Here is a 13,751-nt window from a genome sequence, read left to right as displayed (position 1 = left end):
GGGGGCGGACCGCTCATGCGAGCGGACGGGTGATTCCGCAGGGCGGATAATTGGACGGTTGACGCCGGGATGGTGGTGACGGGCGCCGTGCTTCCACATCGTCATTGCGAGGAGCCCTTCGCGACGAAGCAATCCACAATCCCTCAGCGGAGAGATTCTGGATTGCTTCGCTTCGCTCGCAATGACGGCCTGGCCCGCTACTCCGCCGAGAGCCGCACCATTTGGCGGCCGCCGTTGATTTCCTTGAGGGTGTTGACGAAGTTTTCCGGGCGCTGCCAGCGGGAGGGGACCTTCAATCCCATGAATTCGGCGATGTCGCCGATGAAGCCGGTGCAATTGGTGGTCTCGGCGTTCCAGACCGGCGAGCTCGCCTGCAATTTCTTGATGTAGGCGAACACGCGCTTGGCGTCGGCCTCGTTCAGGTAGACGCGATAGCTCGCGGTCAGATAGTCTGGGTCGAGATCACCGTAGCTCGCGCCGGTCTCCGACGGCACCCAGGTCAGGTAACCGAGCACGTAGGTCCAGGTGTCGCCCGCCGGCGTCAGGCCCGCGACTTCGACGGCGCGCTCGCTGGTCTTGCCGTACCAGACGAAGGCGTGACCCCAGCTCGCGGCCGTTCGGGCGCGGAAGTCGACATAGTACGGACCTTTCTCTGCGCGCGCGACCGGCCGTTGCGGCGATTGCCGGGCCGGTCGTGACGCGGAGTCGGCCGAGACAAGCGCATTTGCATCGGCAACGCGCTTGTTCGCTTCGTGGGCCGAGGCCGATGGCATCGTGCACGCAATCATGGCCGCGAGGGCAAATCCCGCAAGCAGGCGGGATCCCCATCGATCAGATGTGCTCGTCACGGTAATGCCCCTCGACTGCTGGCCGTTCGCTGGTTGAGCGCGCGATATTGTGCGCGTCAGTAGTGCGCCGGCGCCTTGCCGATCGGGGCCTTTCCGATCGGGCTCTTGCCAATCGGCATCTTGCCGATCGGGGCCTGCTCCGCCGGATAGACCGGCACGGGCTGGCGGCGCGGCAGATCCGCAGCGTTCGCAACGGTCACCAGAGCAAGCGTAGCACCCACGACAAATACAATCTTCTTCACGTTCATACCCCTGAAGGTTTGGTCCAAACACGGCAGAGCCGTGCCCCCAGACACGCCTCACAGAAGGGCGTCGGAATGCGTCTACAGTGCGGCATCCGCGCGGCATGTTGGGGGCATATGTCGGTGTCGGCAGAGATGTGATGTGTCGGAATATTTCAGTGGCCGTAGTGCGCTCCTCAGCGATCAGCGCTGAGGCGGAAATGCATCTCGATCTTTTCCGGCGATGGTTCGCTCGCAACGCGCCAGGGCGAAAAGCCCGGCGTCGGATCCGGATCGGACGGAAGATCGATCGCCCAGCTTTGCGTCGGCGTGCCCGGCAGCGTCAGGCTGACGGCGCGATGGCGCGTCTTGTACATCAGCGACGCCGAGGCAATGATCGCTTTGCGGTCGCCATCATGCGCGCGCCAGTTGGGCGGCAACATGGGGTCGGCATAGCCTTTCGCTTCCTCGACCTCGATGTGCACGTCCTCCTCCTTGTCCGGCAAGCTCATGCCGGCGGGAAGACGAAACTCGATTGCGAGCGTCATGTAGCCATGGCTGAGAGTGGGCGAGCGGATGAACTCGTACCATCCCCACCACGCCAGGCCGGAGGTGATGAGCAGCAGCGTGACGGCGAAGGGGAAGGACAGGCGGGACTTGGGGCGAGCCGCGGTCTCTGACGTTTCGGTAACGGGCGGAGCCGCGTCGTCTCGGACGATGCCGATGCGCGTGAACAGCCAGATGCCGGCGATCAGGCCGAGCACGCCGCCGATCGGGCCGATGCTGAAGACGGCACCCATGGCGATGCCGCCATCGCGGTCGGGCCCGGCCAGCATCACCACCAGCGCCGCAAGGGCGGACCAGCCGGCGAGCAGGCCGAGCACGGCGGAAACGAAGCCGAGGATGATGCGCATGAGCCATTGGTCGCATGGTGAGGGATCGCGGTTCGATTCCGATGCGCGCCTTACCCGATCCGGTTCAGGCTGTTCCGGATCGTCGAGAAGATGCCGCCGATATCCTTGCGCAGGGTGTCGAGCGAGTTGAAATGGTCGAAGATGCGAGCGAGCCGGTCTTCGACGTCGCGCTTGCTCTTGGCGAGCGCGTCGACGCGCGAGGCAAGGGGGACGCCGCCGTTTGCCTCGATCTCGCCGACGGTCTTGGCGAGCAGGTCGCGGGTGGTGCTGACGTCGGCGATCAGGGCTTCGATGCCGAATACCGGGGCCTTCAGCGGGAGGAGGTCGGCCTGCGACTTCGACATCTCGGTCTTGAAGGCATTCAGCGTCGCCACGGTCTCCTGCAAGGCCCCGAGACGCTGGCGCGACTGGATGATGAAATCGTTCAGCGCGTTCTGGCGATCGACGAGCGTCGTGCCGTCGGCGTCGGTCTCGACATCGGCGAGCGAGCGTTCGAGCTGGGCCTGGCGTTGGGCGAGCTCCTCGAAATCAAGCCGGATCGTGTTGAGGATGTTGGCGCTGTCGTCGATGCGGGCGAGGCGCTGCTCGATCTCGATCTTGTTCTTCGACAGCGCCTCGACGCGTGCGCTGAGCGGAGCTTCGCCGCCGGTCTCGAGCTCGTCGACGGTCTTGGTGAGGCGCTCATGGCTGAGGCTCAGTTCGCCGATCAAGGCATTGAGCCCGCCATCGGACGAGCGCAGCGGCACCAGCTCGGCGTGGGATTTCGCCAGATCTTCCTTGTACTGGTTGAGCGTCGAGAAGGTGTCTTGGACCGCGTTCACCCGCGACAACAGCGTGGAGATGCCGCCGGCGATGTCCTTCAGCCGGTCGGCGAGATTGTTCTTGCGGTCGTCGGTCTCGAGGTCGAGCAGCGAGCGCTCGAGCTGGTTCTGGCGGTCGCGGATTTCGGTGAAGACCGGCTCGACCGCCCGGCGCTGCTCGGCGGCCTTGCCGACGATCTCGCGCAGCTCCTGCTGGCGGCGGCGGATTTCGGCGAGCTGGTCGTGCATGTCGGTGGACTGGTTGCGGCCCTGCTGCAGCAGCGCGCGCTGCTCGGTCTCGCCGAGCTTGTCGTGGAGCGCGGAGACGGCCTCCCTGGGATCGCTCTCGATCAGGTGCTGGACGGTGGCGTCCAGGTGGTTTTGCAGCGCGTGGGCAACGACAACGTCCTCCCGGGTCTTCCTGAGGCGGTCGCGCAGCTTGTCGAGGCGTCGGTCCTGGCGCGACAACCGCCAGGCGGTGGCGCCGATCAAGCCCAGCCCGCCCACCACGATCGCGCCGGCTGCGATGCGCTGCGGCATCGGCAAGGCCCCAAACGCGGCGGGCAGGTGCGTGATGTCGTAACCAAACGCCTGGGGGGCGAGAAGCGCGATGGCGGCGAGCAGGACAAACCAGGCAACCAGGAAAAACAGCCACATCGTGACGTCCTCACGCCTGCACAATCTCGCCATAATTGCTATTGGAGAGCGAAACCGAGATCAAGGGGCGGACGGGTTGCCGGAGCTTTATGGCCGCGCAATCCACGGCTGGTTTGCGTCAGCCGGGTTGGTGGAGGCGGGCGCGGAAGTGGTTTTTCCGAAATTAGGCGATGCCAACACCCGTTCGCCGTCATTCCGGGGCGGCGCGAAGCGCCGAGCCCGGAATCCATCGGGCGGCAGAGACGTTGGAGAAATGGATTCTCAGATGCGCAACTGCGCATCAAAGCTCGCGACTTGGTCGCGGCCCGGAATGCGGGACGCTACAGCCGAAACTCGTTGGTCAGCTCGCCGATCCCGTCGATCGCCACCGTCACAATGTTGACCTGCTCCTTCATCACGCCCACGCCGACCGAGGTCCCCACCGCGATGAGGTCGCCGGCAAGCAGGGTCATGTTGTGAGAGATCTTGCTGACCAGCTCTTGCGCGCTGAAGATCATGTCCGCGATCGGATAGTTCTGCCGCTCGGCGCCGTTGAGGATGGTGCGGACGGTAAGCTTTGCGGGATTGAGGCCGGTCGCGATGACCGGGCCGAACGGGCCGTAATCGTCGATCCCCTTGGCGCGGGCCCATTGCGGGAAGGTGGGGTCGCGGGTCAGGATGTCGTTGGCGGTGATGTCGTTGACGCAGGTATAGCCGAAGATGAAGGCGTCTGCCTCGGCAGGCGAGACGCGCGCGCAGGTCTTGCCGATGACGATGCCGAGTTCGCCTTCATAGGTGGTCTTGCCGTCGTAGAAAGTGGGCCGGCGGATCACCGCGCCGGGCGTCGTGATGCTGGTGGTGGCTTTCAAGAGATAAAGTGGCTCCGGCGGCTCGGGCTGGTTTAGCTTGGCCGCGAGCGCGTGAAAATTATTCCAGAGCGCGACGATCTTGCTGGGCGCGCAAGGTGCCAGCAGCTCGACCTCCGACAGCGCGAGCGTCTTGCCGTTCGGCGCGTTGCGGCCGAACATCTCGCCGTCATGAACGCTGATGCCCGACGATGTCAACGTGCCGAAGCCGGTCGTGCCGGCATGGCGGAAGCGGAGCCATTTTTTCATCTCGCCAGCCATCACGCCACCGCCAGCGCGCGGGAATCGGCCGGCGCGGCGACGCCGTCATAGAGGCCGGCGATGCGGGCGCGCTGGGTCACCATCGCCAGCACCGAGTCGAGCGCGGGCGTCGGGATTTTGGTCAAGCGACCCATCTCCTGCACCACGGTGACGAGCGGATCGATTTCCATCGGACGGCCGCGCTCGAGGTCCTGAAGCATCGATGTCTTGTGCGCGCCGACCTTGCGGGCGCCCTCGATGCGGCGCTCGACATCGAGACGGAATTTAACCCCGAACGTCTCGGCGATGCCTTGCGTCTCCAGCATGATCGCGCGCGACAATGCGCGGGTGGCGGGATCGGTGCAGATCACGTCGAGCGTTGCGTGGGTCAGCGCGCTGATCGGGTTGAAGCAGACATTGCCCCACAGCTTGAGCCAGATCTCGTCGCGGATGCGGTCGAGCACGGGCGCCTTCAGGCCGGCGGCGACGAACAGATCGGCGAGCCGCTGCACGTCCCCGCTGATTTCGCCGGAGGGTTCGCCGAGCGGAAAATTGTTGCCGTAGACGTGGCGGATCACGCCGGGCGCCTCGATCTCGGTCGCGGGATAGACGATGCAGCCGATGGCGCGCTCGGCGCCGAGCTCGTGCCACTGCCGCCCGCCGGGATCGATGCTGTCCAGCGTCGCGTTCTCGTACGCGCCGCCATGCTTGTAGAAGTACCAATAGGGGATGCCGTTGACCGCGGTGACGATGCGGGTGTGCGGGCCCAGCAGCGGCTTCATTTTCTCGATCACGCCGGTGATCGAATGCGCCTTCAGCGTGACGATGACGTAGTCCTGCACGCCGAGCTCGGCCGGATCGTCGGTGCAGCGCGGATGGACGATGTGCTTCTCTTCGCCGGCGAGCAGCGTCAGGCCCTGCTCGCGCATCGCGGCAAGGTGTGCGCCGCGCGCGATCAGGCTGACGTCGGCGCCAGCGCGCGCGAGCTGCACTCCGAGATATCCGCCGATCGCGCCGGCGCCGTAGATGCAGATCTTCATGAAATCCTCGCGGGTGACCAGAATTTTGGAAGTGTTTCGATTGCTCGTGGCACGAGCTCTCGGCACCTCTCCCGCTTGCGGGAGAGGTCGGCGCGCTCGAAGAGCGCGGCGGGTGAGGGCTCTATCCTCTTGGGGAGTCTCCCTAGCGGAGACACCCTCTCCCCAACCCTCTCCCGCAGGCGGGAGAGGGGGCGCGACTTTTCCGTGGCTGCGTCAGGCCGGCTGCATGAAGCTGCCCTAAGCCGCTTTCGGCGTGCTGTTGCTCGCGTCGTCGACGGCAGCCGCGATGTCGCGCATGCTGATGACGGAGACGAGGCTGTAATCGTCGATCACCGGCAGGTGGCGGATGTGATTGCGGTTCATCAGGTGCCGGACGTGCTCGATCGTATCGCTCGAGGTGCAGGAGATCAGCTGCTGCACCGAGACAAGCTGCGAGACCTTGACGTTGACGCCGTTGGCGCCGTGCTCGGCGACCGCACGCACCACGTCGCGCTCGGTGAACATGCCGACGGCGGTATTACCTTCCGAGCGGACCACGTCCTTGACCACCAGCGCGCTGATATTGTTGGCGCGCATCAGCTTGGCGGCGATACCCACCGTTTCGTTCATTCGCACCGTAACAACGCGCGGCGTCTTCTTGCGCAGAATGTCTCCGACCAGCATTGCAACCTCCCTGGGTGAATGATGGAGCAAGTGTGGTATACATTATGCCAATCGTCAAGCATTGGATTTGGCTGATCCGAAAAATCTTGCGGCAGCGATGCTGACATTGCCGCAGGACCCAACAAGCGCCAGGCCAAAAAGAAAGGGGCGCAGCGATGCGCCCCCTTCCTGATGGATGCGGTTGATGCGGGGCTACGCCGCCTTGGTGCTTCCGGCAGCGGTTTCGGCGGACGTCGCTTCGTTGCCGAGGATGAAGGAGCGGCGCATCGGCTTGATCACGAACAGCGCCGTCAGCGCGGCCGTGGCGTTCAGCGCGACCGCCACCACGAACACGGCCTTCCAGCCATAGGCTGCCGAGATCACGCTCGCGAGCGGGACGAGCAGCGAGGCCGTGCCTTTCGCGGTGTAGAGCATGCCGTTGTTGGTGGTCGCATATTTCGAGCCGAAGGTATCGCCGCTGGTCGCGGGAAACAGCGAGTAGATCTCGCCGAAGACGCCGAAGTAAACCGCAGTCGCAAGCACGAACACCATCGGCACGTGGCCATAGGCCGACAGCGCCAGCAGCATCAAGGCCGCGGTGCCGAAGGCGATGAACATGGTGTTCTCACGGCCGATGGTGTCGGAAACCCAGCCGAAGAACGGCCGGCCGAAGCCGTCGAAGATGCGGTCGAGCGAAATCGCGAAAGTCAGCGCCGCCATCTGGAAGCCGAGCAGCGTGACCGGCGTGCTGGCGATCTTGAAGTCGTGCGCGATCGGCGCGATCTGCGCCGCGGTCATCAGGCCGCCTGAGGCGACCATGACGAAAACGAGATACATCACCCAGAAAATAGGGGCGCGCAGCACCTGCGGCGGGGTGAAGTCGATCTTGGTCTGCGGCAGGTTGAGCTGCTTCTTCTTCGGCGGAATTGAGATCCGCGGCGGCTGGATGAAGAAGGCGAGCACGAACACGATCACGCCTTGGCCGATGCCGAACTTGAAGAACGCGCTCTGGTAGCCGCTGGATGCGATCATCATCGCGATCGGAACGACCGTGAGCGCGGCGCCCGCGCCGAAGCCTGCGGCAGTCGCGCCGGCCGCCAGACCGCGGCGATCAGGAAACCATTTCAGCGCGTTGCCGACGCACGTGCCGTACACCGCGCCCGCGCCCATGCCGCCGACGACCGCCGCTGCGTACAGCAGGGTGAGCGAGTCCGCATAGGAATTGAGGATCCAGGACAGCGCGATCATCACGCCACCGAACATGATGACGATGCGCGGGCCGTATTTGTCGACGAACCAGGCCTCGATCGGCACCAGCCAGGTCTCGGTCACGACGAAGATGGTGAAAGCGAGCTGGATCGCGGCGCGTCCCCAATGGTGGGCCGCATCGATCGGGTCGACAAACAGCGTCCAGCCATATTGCAGGTTCGCGATCATCGCCATGCAGACGATGCCCATGCCGAGCTGGAGCCAACGGAAACCGGTGCGAAGAGGCGCAGCTGTGACGGCGCCATCCGTGCTGGAAATCATCGATAACCTCCCAAGCGCCTGTCTGATCGACATCAACTGCCAAGATGACCAGATGTCGCAAACATTGTGTCTTATGGTCGCAAGCGCAGCGGGAAGCTTGGTATACCATATTCCAGAATGCAAGCCCTATCTGCGGGGCCGACTCAAGAAAGTGCGGCTTTTCCTTCGGATTTGTAGAATAATTGGCGTTTTCCGCAACGCGAAAACGCCCGGCCGCGAGGGCCGGGCGTCATGCACGTGATCACGTGTGCGGCGTGTCAGATCGCCGATTGCGCGACCACGACCCTGCGCCAGGGTTTGAGCACCAACAGCGCGAGCAGCGCGGCGAGGATGTTGGCGCCAGCCGCGAGGATGAAGACGTTGTCCCAATGGCCCGAACTCTGCTGCACATAATTGGCGAGCGGCACCAGAAGCGCGGCCGTGCCCTTGGCGGTGTAAAGCAGGCCGGCATTGGTCGTCGCGAATTTTGCGCCGAACGTATCGGTGCAGGTCGAGGGAAACAGCGAGTAGATCTCGCCCCAGGCAAAGAACACGAAGCCCGACAGGATCACGAACCAGATCGGATCCTGGCCCCAGAGATAAAGCATCCAGATGCCAAAGCCTTCCATGCCGAAGGCGATGAACATCGTGTTCTCGCGGCCTATCATGTCGGAGATCCAGCCGAAGAACGGACGCGTCAGCCCGTTGAGCACGCGGTCGATCGTCGCTGCGAACGTCACCGCGGTCATGGTCATGCCGATCAGCGTCACCGGCACGGCGTCGACCTTCCAGTCCACCGCGATCGGCTTCAGGTTCGCCGTCACCATCAAGCCGCCAGCGCCGACGATCACGAACATGAAATACATCAGCCAGAAGATCGGCTGACGCAGCACCTCGGTCGGCTGGTAGTTGCGGCGGCTCTGCGCGAGAGCGGCATTCGCCACCACGTTGGGTACCTGCCCTGGCTTTGGGGCGAGCAGGAAAAAGGCGAGAATGCAGATGATGATGCCTTGTCCCAGGCCGAAATAGAGGAAGGTGCTCTGGAATCCGGAGTCCTTGATCATGGCCTGGATCGGCGCGACGGTGAGGGCAGAGCCCGCACCGAAGCCCGCGGCCGTGATGCCCGCGGCAAGGCCGCGTTTGTCGGGAAACCATTTCAGCGCGTTGCCGACGCAGGTGCCATAGACGCCGCCGGCGCCGATGCCCGCGATGATCATGCCGAGGTAGTAGCCGTTGAGCGTGGTGGCTTGCGCGTTGATCGCCCAGCCGGCCGCGCAGAGCACGCCACCGACGAGCACGACGAGGCGCGGACCGTATTTATCGACAAACCATCCTTCGACCGGCACGAGCCAGGTCTCGAACAAGACGAACAGCGTAAAGCCCACTGGATCGAGGCGCGATCCCAACCAAAAGTCTTCTGGATGTCGGGGACGAAGAAGGTCCAGCCATATTGGTAATTGGCGATCATCACCATGGCCGCGACGCCGATCGCCAATTGCGCCCAGCGATACGTGTCGCTGACGCGTGCGGCTGCAGGGGCCGATGTTGCCTGAACCATGTCCGTCATGAATCCTCCAATGAGCGCTTCTATTTTTCAGCGAGCGTTGGCAGCATTCTTGTATTCATTATGCCAAGCTACAAGCGCGCGCGGCCCGTTGCGCGCTTATGACGCAACCGCCGCGAGACGACGCGAATGAGCCAATCCCAAATAGAAATGGCCCCGCTGGGCGGGGCCATTCTTCGAAAGTAGGAATTCGCCGGTTTTACAACCGCCGCGACAATTCGACGCGCGATGCCCTTACAGGCCGAAGCGGGGGAGGTCGCCATTGCGGTTCGAGATCTCGGCGCTCGCCATCAGGAGGCGGTCGACGGCGGTCATGAAACGGGCGAACAGCGAGGGGGAGGGCGCGAGCGCGACGGAAGCAGTCTTGGACATCGGAATTCCTTTCTTCGAGACGGTCAGCATTACTGTCTCATTTCGAAAGGCAATCTATGTATACCAGATGCCAAAGTCGATGCATGACATTGCATAGCAGCATTTAATCTTTCGCGTTGCAGCATGACGGCCCGTTAAAGCGGCCACTTCGGGCTAGATTGGGCCCGAAATCCGGATCTTGGCCATAACGGCCCAGGTCTTGGCACCGCAGTGCAAAGCCGCTAGTGGTCTGCCCCCTTTTCCAGTCATCTCGCAGAGTGGTTCATGTCGAGCGCCTCGCCCGCCGTCTCGATCGGCATTGATTTTGGAACCAGCAATACGGTCGTCGCGATCGCGGTGGATGACCGCCGGGTCGAGGCCATTCGCTTCGACCATGGCGGGCAGCGGCACAGCGTCTATGTGTCGGCCCTGTGCTTCTGGGAAGATCGGCCGGGAGCCGGCGCCCAGGCTGAAGGCGGCCCCTGGGCGATCGAGCAGTTTCTCGAAGGACGCCACATCTACCGCTTCCTCCAGTCGTTCAAGACCTTCGCAGCGAGCAGCAGCTTCAACACCACCCAGGTGTTCCGGCAGCGCTACAAATTCGAGGATATTCTGGCGGCGTTCCTGCGGACGCTGGCCCGCCATGGCGGCGAGAAATTCGGCTTCGAGGCGGCCAACATCACGGTCGGCCGTCCGGTGCGCTTCGCCGGTGGCAATCCCGACGAGGCGCTGGCGATGCAGCGCTACCGGGCCGCGTTCGAGCGCCTCGGCGCGCCGCACGCCCGCTATGTCTACGAGCCGGTGGGCGCTGCGTTCTCCTTCGCGCGCCGGCTCGAGCGCGATGCGACAGTTTTGGTTGCGGATTTCGGCGGCGGCACCAGCGATTTCTCGGTGATGCGTTTTTCGCGCGCGGGCGGAAACTTGCGCGCCGAGCCGCTCGGCCATGCCGGCATCGGCATTGCGGGTGACACTTTCGATTATCGCATCGTCGACCACGTCGTCTCACCGCGGCTGGGCAAAGGCTCGAGCTTTCGTTCGTTCGACAAGGTGCTGCCGATCCCGAATAGCCACTACACCAACCTCGCGCGCTGGCATCAACTGGCGCTGATGAAGAGCAACGGCGATTTGCGCGAGCTGCGGGAGCTGTCGCGCACCGCGCTGAAGCCGGCCCTGCTTCAGGATTTCATCACCATCGTCGACCTCGACCTCGGCTTTTCGCTGTACCGCGCGGTGTCCGACGCCAAGGTCGCGCTGTCGGCCCGGGACGAGGTGGACTTCCGCTTCAAGGGCGGCGGCGTCGATATCGGCTCGATCATCACACGGAAAAAATTCGAAGCCTGGATCGCCGACGATATCGCGCGGCTAGGGGCCACCGTCGACAAGGTGCTGGGCGAGGCGGGCGTCACTGCGCGCGACATCGAGAAGGTTTTCTTGACCGGCGGCACCTCATTCGTACCTGCCGTGCGAAAACTGTTCGCCGACCGGTTCGGCAACGAGCGGCTGATGTCGGGCGACCAGTTCGAGTCGATCGCCTACGGCCTCGCCTTGATCGGACATAGTGCCGAGCCGGACCGCTGGACCGCGGATGGCGGGCTCAAGGCGAAGATGTGAGTCGTTCACTCCAAGAGTCCCTCATTCTCCGTCATTGCGAGCGTAGCGACTTGTCCGCCGAAGCCTCGGCGAAGGCGGAAGCAATCCAGAATCCCTCTTCGGACACAGTCTGGATTGCTTCGCTGCGCTCGCAATGACGGGGATGGATCCGCGCATCCGATCGAACGGATCGACGCGCGGATAGCCGCTTTCACCCGGATCGCGTTTAGCTACTGGTTGATCTCGGGCTCGACGAGCCTGGCGAGGTTTCGCAGCGATTCCTGCCAGCCGAGGTAACAGGCTTCCGGCGGAATGGCGTCCGGGATGCCGGCCTGCGTGACCTCGAGCTCGGTGCCGACCGATACTTTCTTCAGCATCACGGTCACCTGGATTTCGCCGGGCAGATTGGGGTCGTCGAATTTGTCCGTGTAGCGTAGCCGTTCGCCCGGCACGAGCTCGAGATATTCGCCGCCGAAGGCGTGGCCGTTGCCCGTCGTAAAATTCCGGAACGACATTTTGAAGGTGCCGCCGACCTTGGGCTCCAGATGATGCACGGTGCAGGTGAAGCCATTCGGCGGAAGCCATTTCGCAAGCGCGTCCGCCTCGAGGAACGCGCGGTAGATTTTGTCCGGGCTGGTGGTCAGAACGCGGTGCAGGCGTACAGTGCTGGGCATGTTCATTCCTCATCAATTGAAGGGCCGGACGCTCACGTCTGTTGCCCGTTCATGCTCCGAGGACGAACGACACGGCGCGGGTCCGACATGATTTGTTGGATTTTCTTGCTGGCTTTTTGTTGAAAGCGGCTGCGGCGGATCGCGAGCGGGGAACGCTGGGCGCGCGTCCGAAACCGGCTGCCACACGCGCCTCTTGAGTGCCTCAAACCCCGCAAGACGGCCCCGCCGGGCGTCCCTGGGCCCAATTAACCCCTTGGCAAGCCTTGCGCGGGAGGGTGATGAGGTATACCCTAAAGTTGTTCGTTCAGCCGCTGTGCCTTGTTGAATGCGCCCGCGGGCTCCTTTTCCATCGACATCGACGAATTGAAACGGTTCCGCGTGAACGTCACGCGGAATGCACATATGTGCTCTTTGGAGAAGAAAAATGACGACAGGTACTGTGAAGTGGTTTAACGGCCAAAAGGGTTTCGGATTCATTCAGCCCGACGACGGCGGCAACGATGTGTTCGTTCACATCAGCGCGGTCGAGCGGGCCGGTCTTGCGGGTCTCGCCGAGGGCCAGAAGGTCACCTTCGAGGCCAAGACCGACAAGATGCGGGGCAAGGTCAGCGCTGAGAACCTCTCGCTGGCTTGAGCTATCTGCGCCGTTTCACGGATGTACTGAAACGGCACGCTGCCCGCTCGATCCCTGGATTGAGCGGGTTTTCTCTGTTGAACAGGGTGAAAGATGAGCGCCAAGAGATCGGCAGAACCGTCACCCGAAGGCATCGCGCGTTCCAATCGACAACGCCTGGCTGCTGAAGAAGGTGCAAAAGCGATGGCGGATGCCGAAAGGCAGGCCGTCGATGTTCGCAAGAACATGGCGCGGCTTCGAGAGCTGCGTCAAGCCAAGGAAGTCGCCGACGCAACCCTTCAAGCGTCGTTGCCGGCACCCACTTCGACGAAGCGCAAGAAGAAGCAGCCGCAATAGCCGACTTCAATCGCGCTGACGAAGATCTGGAGAGGGCCGGTCACATGCCGAAGGGTGCGGGTCTTGCCTAGAGTCAAACCGGACCGCGGTGGCACAATCACCTTCTTTCTCGCGCTCGGCGCGGGCCGACAGATGTGCCGGCTTGCGACCACGTTTGCGACGCAGAAGCAGGCCTTCAGCTACCTTCAGAAATACCGGACCGAGTTCGAGCGCATCGCGCGGACGCGGCTGGCTTCGGGGGAGCTCGAAGACGGGATCGTCGTGCTCTCGATGTTGTAGGCAAGGCACCGATTCGATGCCGGGCCTGGTGCGACCTTCGATCGCCCGGATGCGATTCTAGCTGCCACAGAGCGTCCTATTCGGAACGCTCTCCCGCCTTGGTCTCGCGGGCCAATCGCTCCGCTTTCAGCCGCTCGCGGTTCTCGTTGAAGGAGTTCTGGTCCTTCGCGTAGTCATTGATCGGCTTTTGCGTTTGAACAGGCTTGAATGCCTTGTTGGCCTCACGCTTGGCTCGATCAGAGGATTGATCTTTCGACATTTCGACCTCGGTTTGATCAACGAGCGTGGTCCCGAACTGCCGGACGCGACGCCTCCCGCACACAAGCTGATTTCGATCGACTTGTCATCCTCGGGGACGACAAGGCGGGCGATTCTTCAGCTTTGGGCAGGTCTTCCGCGAGGTGTTCGGTGCCTCGCTGTGGCGGCGGCACGCTCACATTTCCGGGAGTACGCCCGACCAACGTCCGGCCCTCGCATCAGTTCCTGGGGTCCGGTCCCTAATTCAGCGCTGGGGCCGGTCGCGCGTAGCGCGCGGGGGCAAGACCCTTTTTGGATGAGAGCATGCTACCCCTGTTTTGCCCGACGCGTCAAATGAGATTCGTAAAAT

15 protein-coding genes and 1 pseudogene are annotated in these 13,751 nt (G+C 63.2%); 4 read left to right on the top strand and 12 right to left on the bottom strand.

The features are described 5' to 3' along the window. Positions 1-197 precede the first annotated feature (197 nt). The 10 genes and pseudogenes from AB8Z38_RS11160 to AB8Z38_RS11115 all read right to left on the bottom strand — a co-directional run bounded on the left by AB8Z38_RS11160 (position 198) and on the right by AB8Z38_RS11115 (position 9,652). A complete protein-coding gene (locus AB8Z38_RS11160; RefSeq protein ID WP_369725033.1) occupies positions 198-848 on the bottom strand; it encodes a hypothetical protein in 651 nt (216 codons plus the stop codon). Between the two features lie 56 nt (positions 849-904). Next, positions 905-1,096, bottom strand: coding sequence for a hypothetical protein (locus AB8Z38_RS11155; protein ID WP_369725031.1), 192 nt, complete (start codon positions 1,094-1,096; stop codon positions 905-907). A 170-nt stretch (positions 1,097-1,266) separates the two neighbouring features. After that, the gene (locus AB8Z38_RS11150) at positions 1,267-1,983 is read right to left on the bottom strand and encodes a hypothetical protein (protein ID WP_369725029.1); all 717 of its coding nucleotides are present in this window, start codon (positions 1,981-1,983) and stop codon (positions 1,267-1,269) included. A gap of 50 nt (positions 1,984-2,033) precedes the next feature. Continuing rightward, positions 2,034-3,440, bottom strand: a complete 1,407-nt coding sequence (locus AB8Z38_RS11145; RefSeq protein WP_369725027.1) for a hypothetical protein — start codon at positions 3,438-3,440, stop codon at positions 2,034-2,036. 320 nt (positions 3,441-3,760) lie between these two features. Continuing rightward, complete coding sequence (locus AB8Z38_RS11140; protein ID WP_369725026.1) at positions 3,761-4,534, bottom strand: fumarylacetoacetate hydrolase family protein; 774 nt, start codon at positions 4,532-4,534, stop codon at positions 3,761-3,763. Between the two features lie 11 nt (positions 4,535-4,545). After that, positions 4,546-5,565 (bottom strand): 2-dehydropantoate 2-reductase, encoded by a 1,020-nt coding sequence (locus AB8Z38_RS11135; RefSeq protein ID WP_369725024.1) that lies wholly within the window; start codon positions 5,563-5,565, stop codon positions 4,546-4,548. 237 nt (positions 5,566-5,802) lie between these two features. Then, on the bottom strand, positions 5,803-6,228 hold the full coding sequence (locus AB8Z38_RS11130; protein WP_369725022.1) for a CBS domain-containing protein: 426 nt from the start codon (positions 6,226-6,228) through the stop codon (positions 5,803-5,805). Positions 6,229-6,420: 192 nt separating this feature from the next. Beyond that, positions 6,421-7,737, bottom strand: coding sequence for an oxalate/formate MFS antiporter (oxlT, locus tag AB8Z38_RS11125; protein ID WP_369725020.1), 1,317 nt, complete (start codon positions 7,735-7,737; stop codon positions 6,421-6,423). A 257-nt stretch (positions 7,738-7,994) separates the two neighbouring features. Continuing rightward, positions 7,995-9,283, bottom strand: a pseudogene (oxlT, locus tag AB8Z38_RS11120) (oxalate/formate MFS antiporter). Between the two features lie 231 nt (positions 9,284-9,514). Beyond that, a complete protein-coding gene (locus tag AB8Z38_RS11115; RefSeq protein WP_369725018.1) occupies positions 9,515-9,652 on the bottom strand; it encodes a hypothetical protein in 138 nt (45 codons plus the stop codon). 264 nt (positions 9,653-9,916) lie between these two features. Here AB8Z38_RS11115 and AB8Z38_RS11110 point away from each other — a divergent pair, with 264 nt between their 5' ends. Then, the gene (locus tag AB8Z38_RS11110; RefSeq protein WP_369725016.1) at positions 9,917-11,242 is read left to right on the top strand and encodes an Hsp70 family protein; all 1,326 of its coding nucleotides are present in this window, start codon (positions 9,917-9,919) and stop codon (positions 11,240-11,242) included. Between the two features lie 209 nt (positions 11,243-11,451). Here AB8Z38_RS11110 and AB8Z38_RS11105 read toward each other — a convergent pair whose 3' ends face one another. Then, positions 11,452-11,895 (bottom strand): SRPBCC family protein, encoded by a 444-nt coding sequence (locus AB8Z38_RS11105; RefSeq protein ID WP_369725014.1) that lies wholly within the window; start codon positions 11,893-11,895, stop codon positions 11,452-11,454. Positions 11,896-12,319: 424 nt separating this feature from the next. On the opposite strand from AB8Z38_RS11105, the gene AB8Z38_RS11100 reads away from it, so the two are divergent. The 3 genes from AB8Z38_RS11100 (at position 12,320) to AB8Z38_RS11090 (ending at position 13,144) form a co-directional block, all read left to right on the top strand. Beyond that, entirely contained in the window at positions 12,320-12,529 is a 210-nt protein-coding gene (locus AB8Z38_RS11100) for a cold-shock protein (RefSeq protein WP_045006404.1), read from the top strand. Positions 12,530-12,622: 93 nt separating this feature from the next. Beyond that, a complete protein-coding gene (locus tag AB8Z38_RS11095; RefSeq protein ID WP_369725012.1) occupies positions 12,623-12,865 on the top strand; it encodes a transcriptional regulator in 243 nt (80 codons plus the stop codon). 54 nt (positions 12,866-12,919) lie between these two features. Further along, a complete protein-coding gene (locus AB8Z38_RS11090; protein WP_369725011.1) occupies positions 12,920-13,144 on the top strand; it encodes a hypothetical protein in 225 nt (74 codons plus the stop codon). A gap of 76 nt (positions 13,145-13,220) precedes the next feature. Here AB8Z38_RS11090 and AB8Z38_RS11085 read toward each other — a convergent pair whose 3' ends face one another. Then, positions 13,221-13,403 (bottom strand): hypothetical protein, encoded by a 183-nt coding sequence (locus AB8Z38_RS11085; RefSeq protein ID WP_369725009.1) that lies wholly within the window; start codon positions 13,401-13,403, stop codon positions 13,221-13,223. Positions 13,404-13,751: the final 348 nt, after the last annotated feature.

The sequence above is a fragment of the Bradyrhizobium sp. LLZ17 genome, from assembly GCF_041200145.1.
GTDB lineage: Bacteria > Pseudomonadota > Alphaproteobacteria > Rhizobiales > Xanthobacteraceae > Bradyrhizobium.
This window is presented reverse-complemented; position numbering and strand designations above follow the sequence as displayed.

Excerpts from the sequence above, each read along its gene's own strand:
- AB8Z38_RS11135 (WP_369725024.1), bottom strand. The coding sequence starts at position 5,565 with ATGAAGATCTGCATCTACGGCGCCGGCGCGATCGGCGGATATCTCGGA.
- AB8Z38_RS11095 (WP_369725012.1), top strand. The coding sequence starts at position 12,623 with ATGAGCGCCAAGAGATCGGCAGAACCGTCACCCGAAGGCATCGCGCGT.
- AB8Z38_RS11105 (WP_369725014.1), bottom strand. The coding sequence starts at position 11,895 with ATGCCCAGCACTGTACGCCTGCACCGCGTTCTGACCACCAGCCCGGAC.
- AB8Z38_RS11150 (WP_369725029.1), bottom strand. The coding sequence starts at position 1,983 with ATGCGCATCATCCTCGGCTTCGTTTCCGCCGTGCTCGGCCTGCTCGCC.
- AB8Z38_RS11115 (WP_369725018.1), bottom strand. The coding sequence starts at position 9,652 with ATGTCCAAGACTGCTTCCGTCGCGCTCGCGCCCTCCCCCTCGCTGTTC.
- AB8Z38_RS11145 (WP_369725027.1), bottom strand. The coding sequence starts at position 3,440 with ATGTGGCTGTTTTTCCTGGTTGCCTGGTTTGTCCTGCTCGCCGCCATC.
- AB8Z38_RS11100 (WP_045006404.1), top strand. The coding sequence starts at position 12,320 with ATGACGACAGGTACTGTGAAGTGGTTTAACGGCCAAAAGGGTTTCGGA.
- AB8Z38_RS11140 (WP_369725026.1), bottom strand. The coding sequence starts at position 4,534 with ATGAAAAAATGGCTCCGCTTCCGCCATGCCGGCACGACCGGCTTCGGC.
- oxlT (WP_369725020.1), bottom strand. The coding sequence starts at position 7,737 with ATGATTTCCAGCACGGATGGCGCCGTCACAGCTGCGCCTCTTCGCACC.
- AB8Z38_RS11110 (WP_369725016.1), top strand. The coding sequence starts at position 9,917 with ATGTCGAGCGCCTCGCCCGCCGTCTCGATCGGCATTGATTTTGGAACC.
- AB8Z38_RS11085 (WP_369725009.1), bottom strand. The coding sequence starts at position 13,403 with ATGTCGAAAGATCAATCCTCTGATCGAGCCAAGCGTGAGGCCAACAAG.
- AB8Z38_RS11130 (WP_369725022.1), bottom strand. The coding sequence starts at position 6,228 with ATGCTGGTCGGAGACATTCTGCGCAAGAAGACGCCGCGCGTTGTTACG.
- AB8Z38_RS11155 (WP_369725031.1), bottom strand. The coding sequence starts at position 1,096 with ATGAACGTGAAGAAGATTGTATTTGTCGTGGGTGCTACGCTTGCTCTG.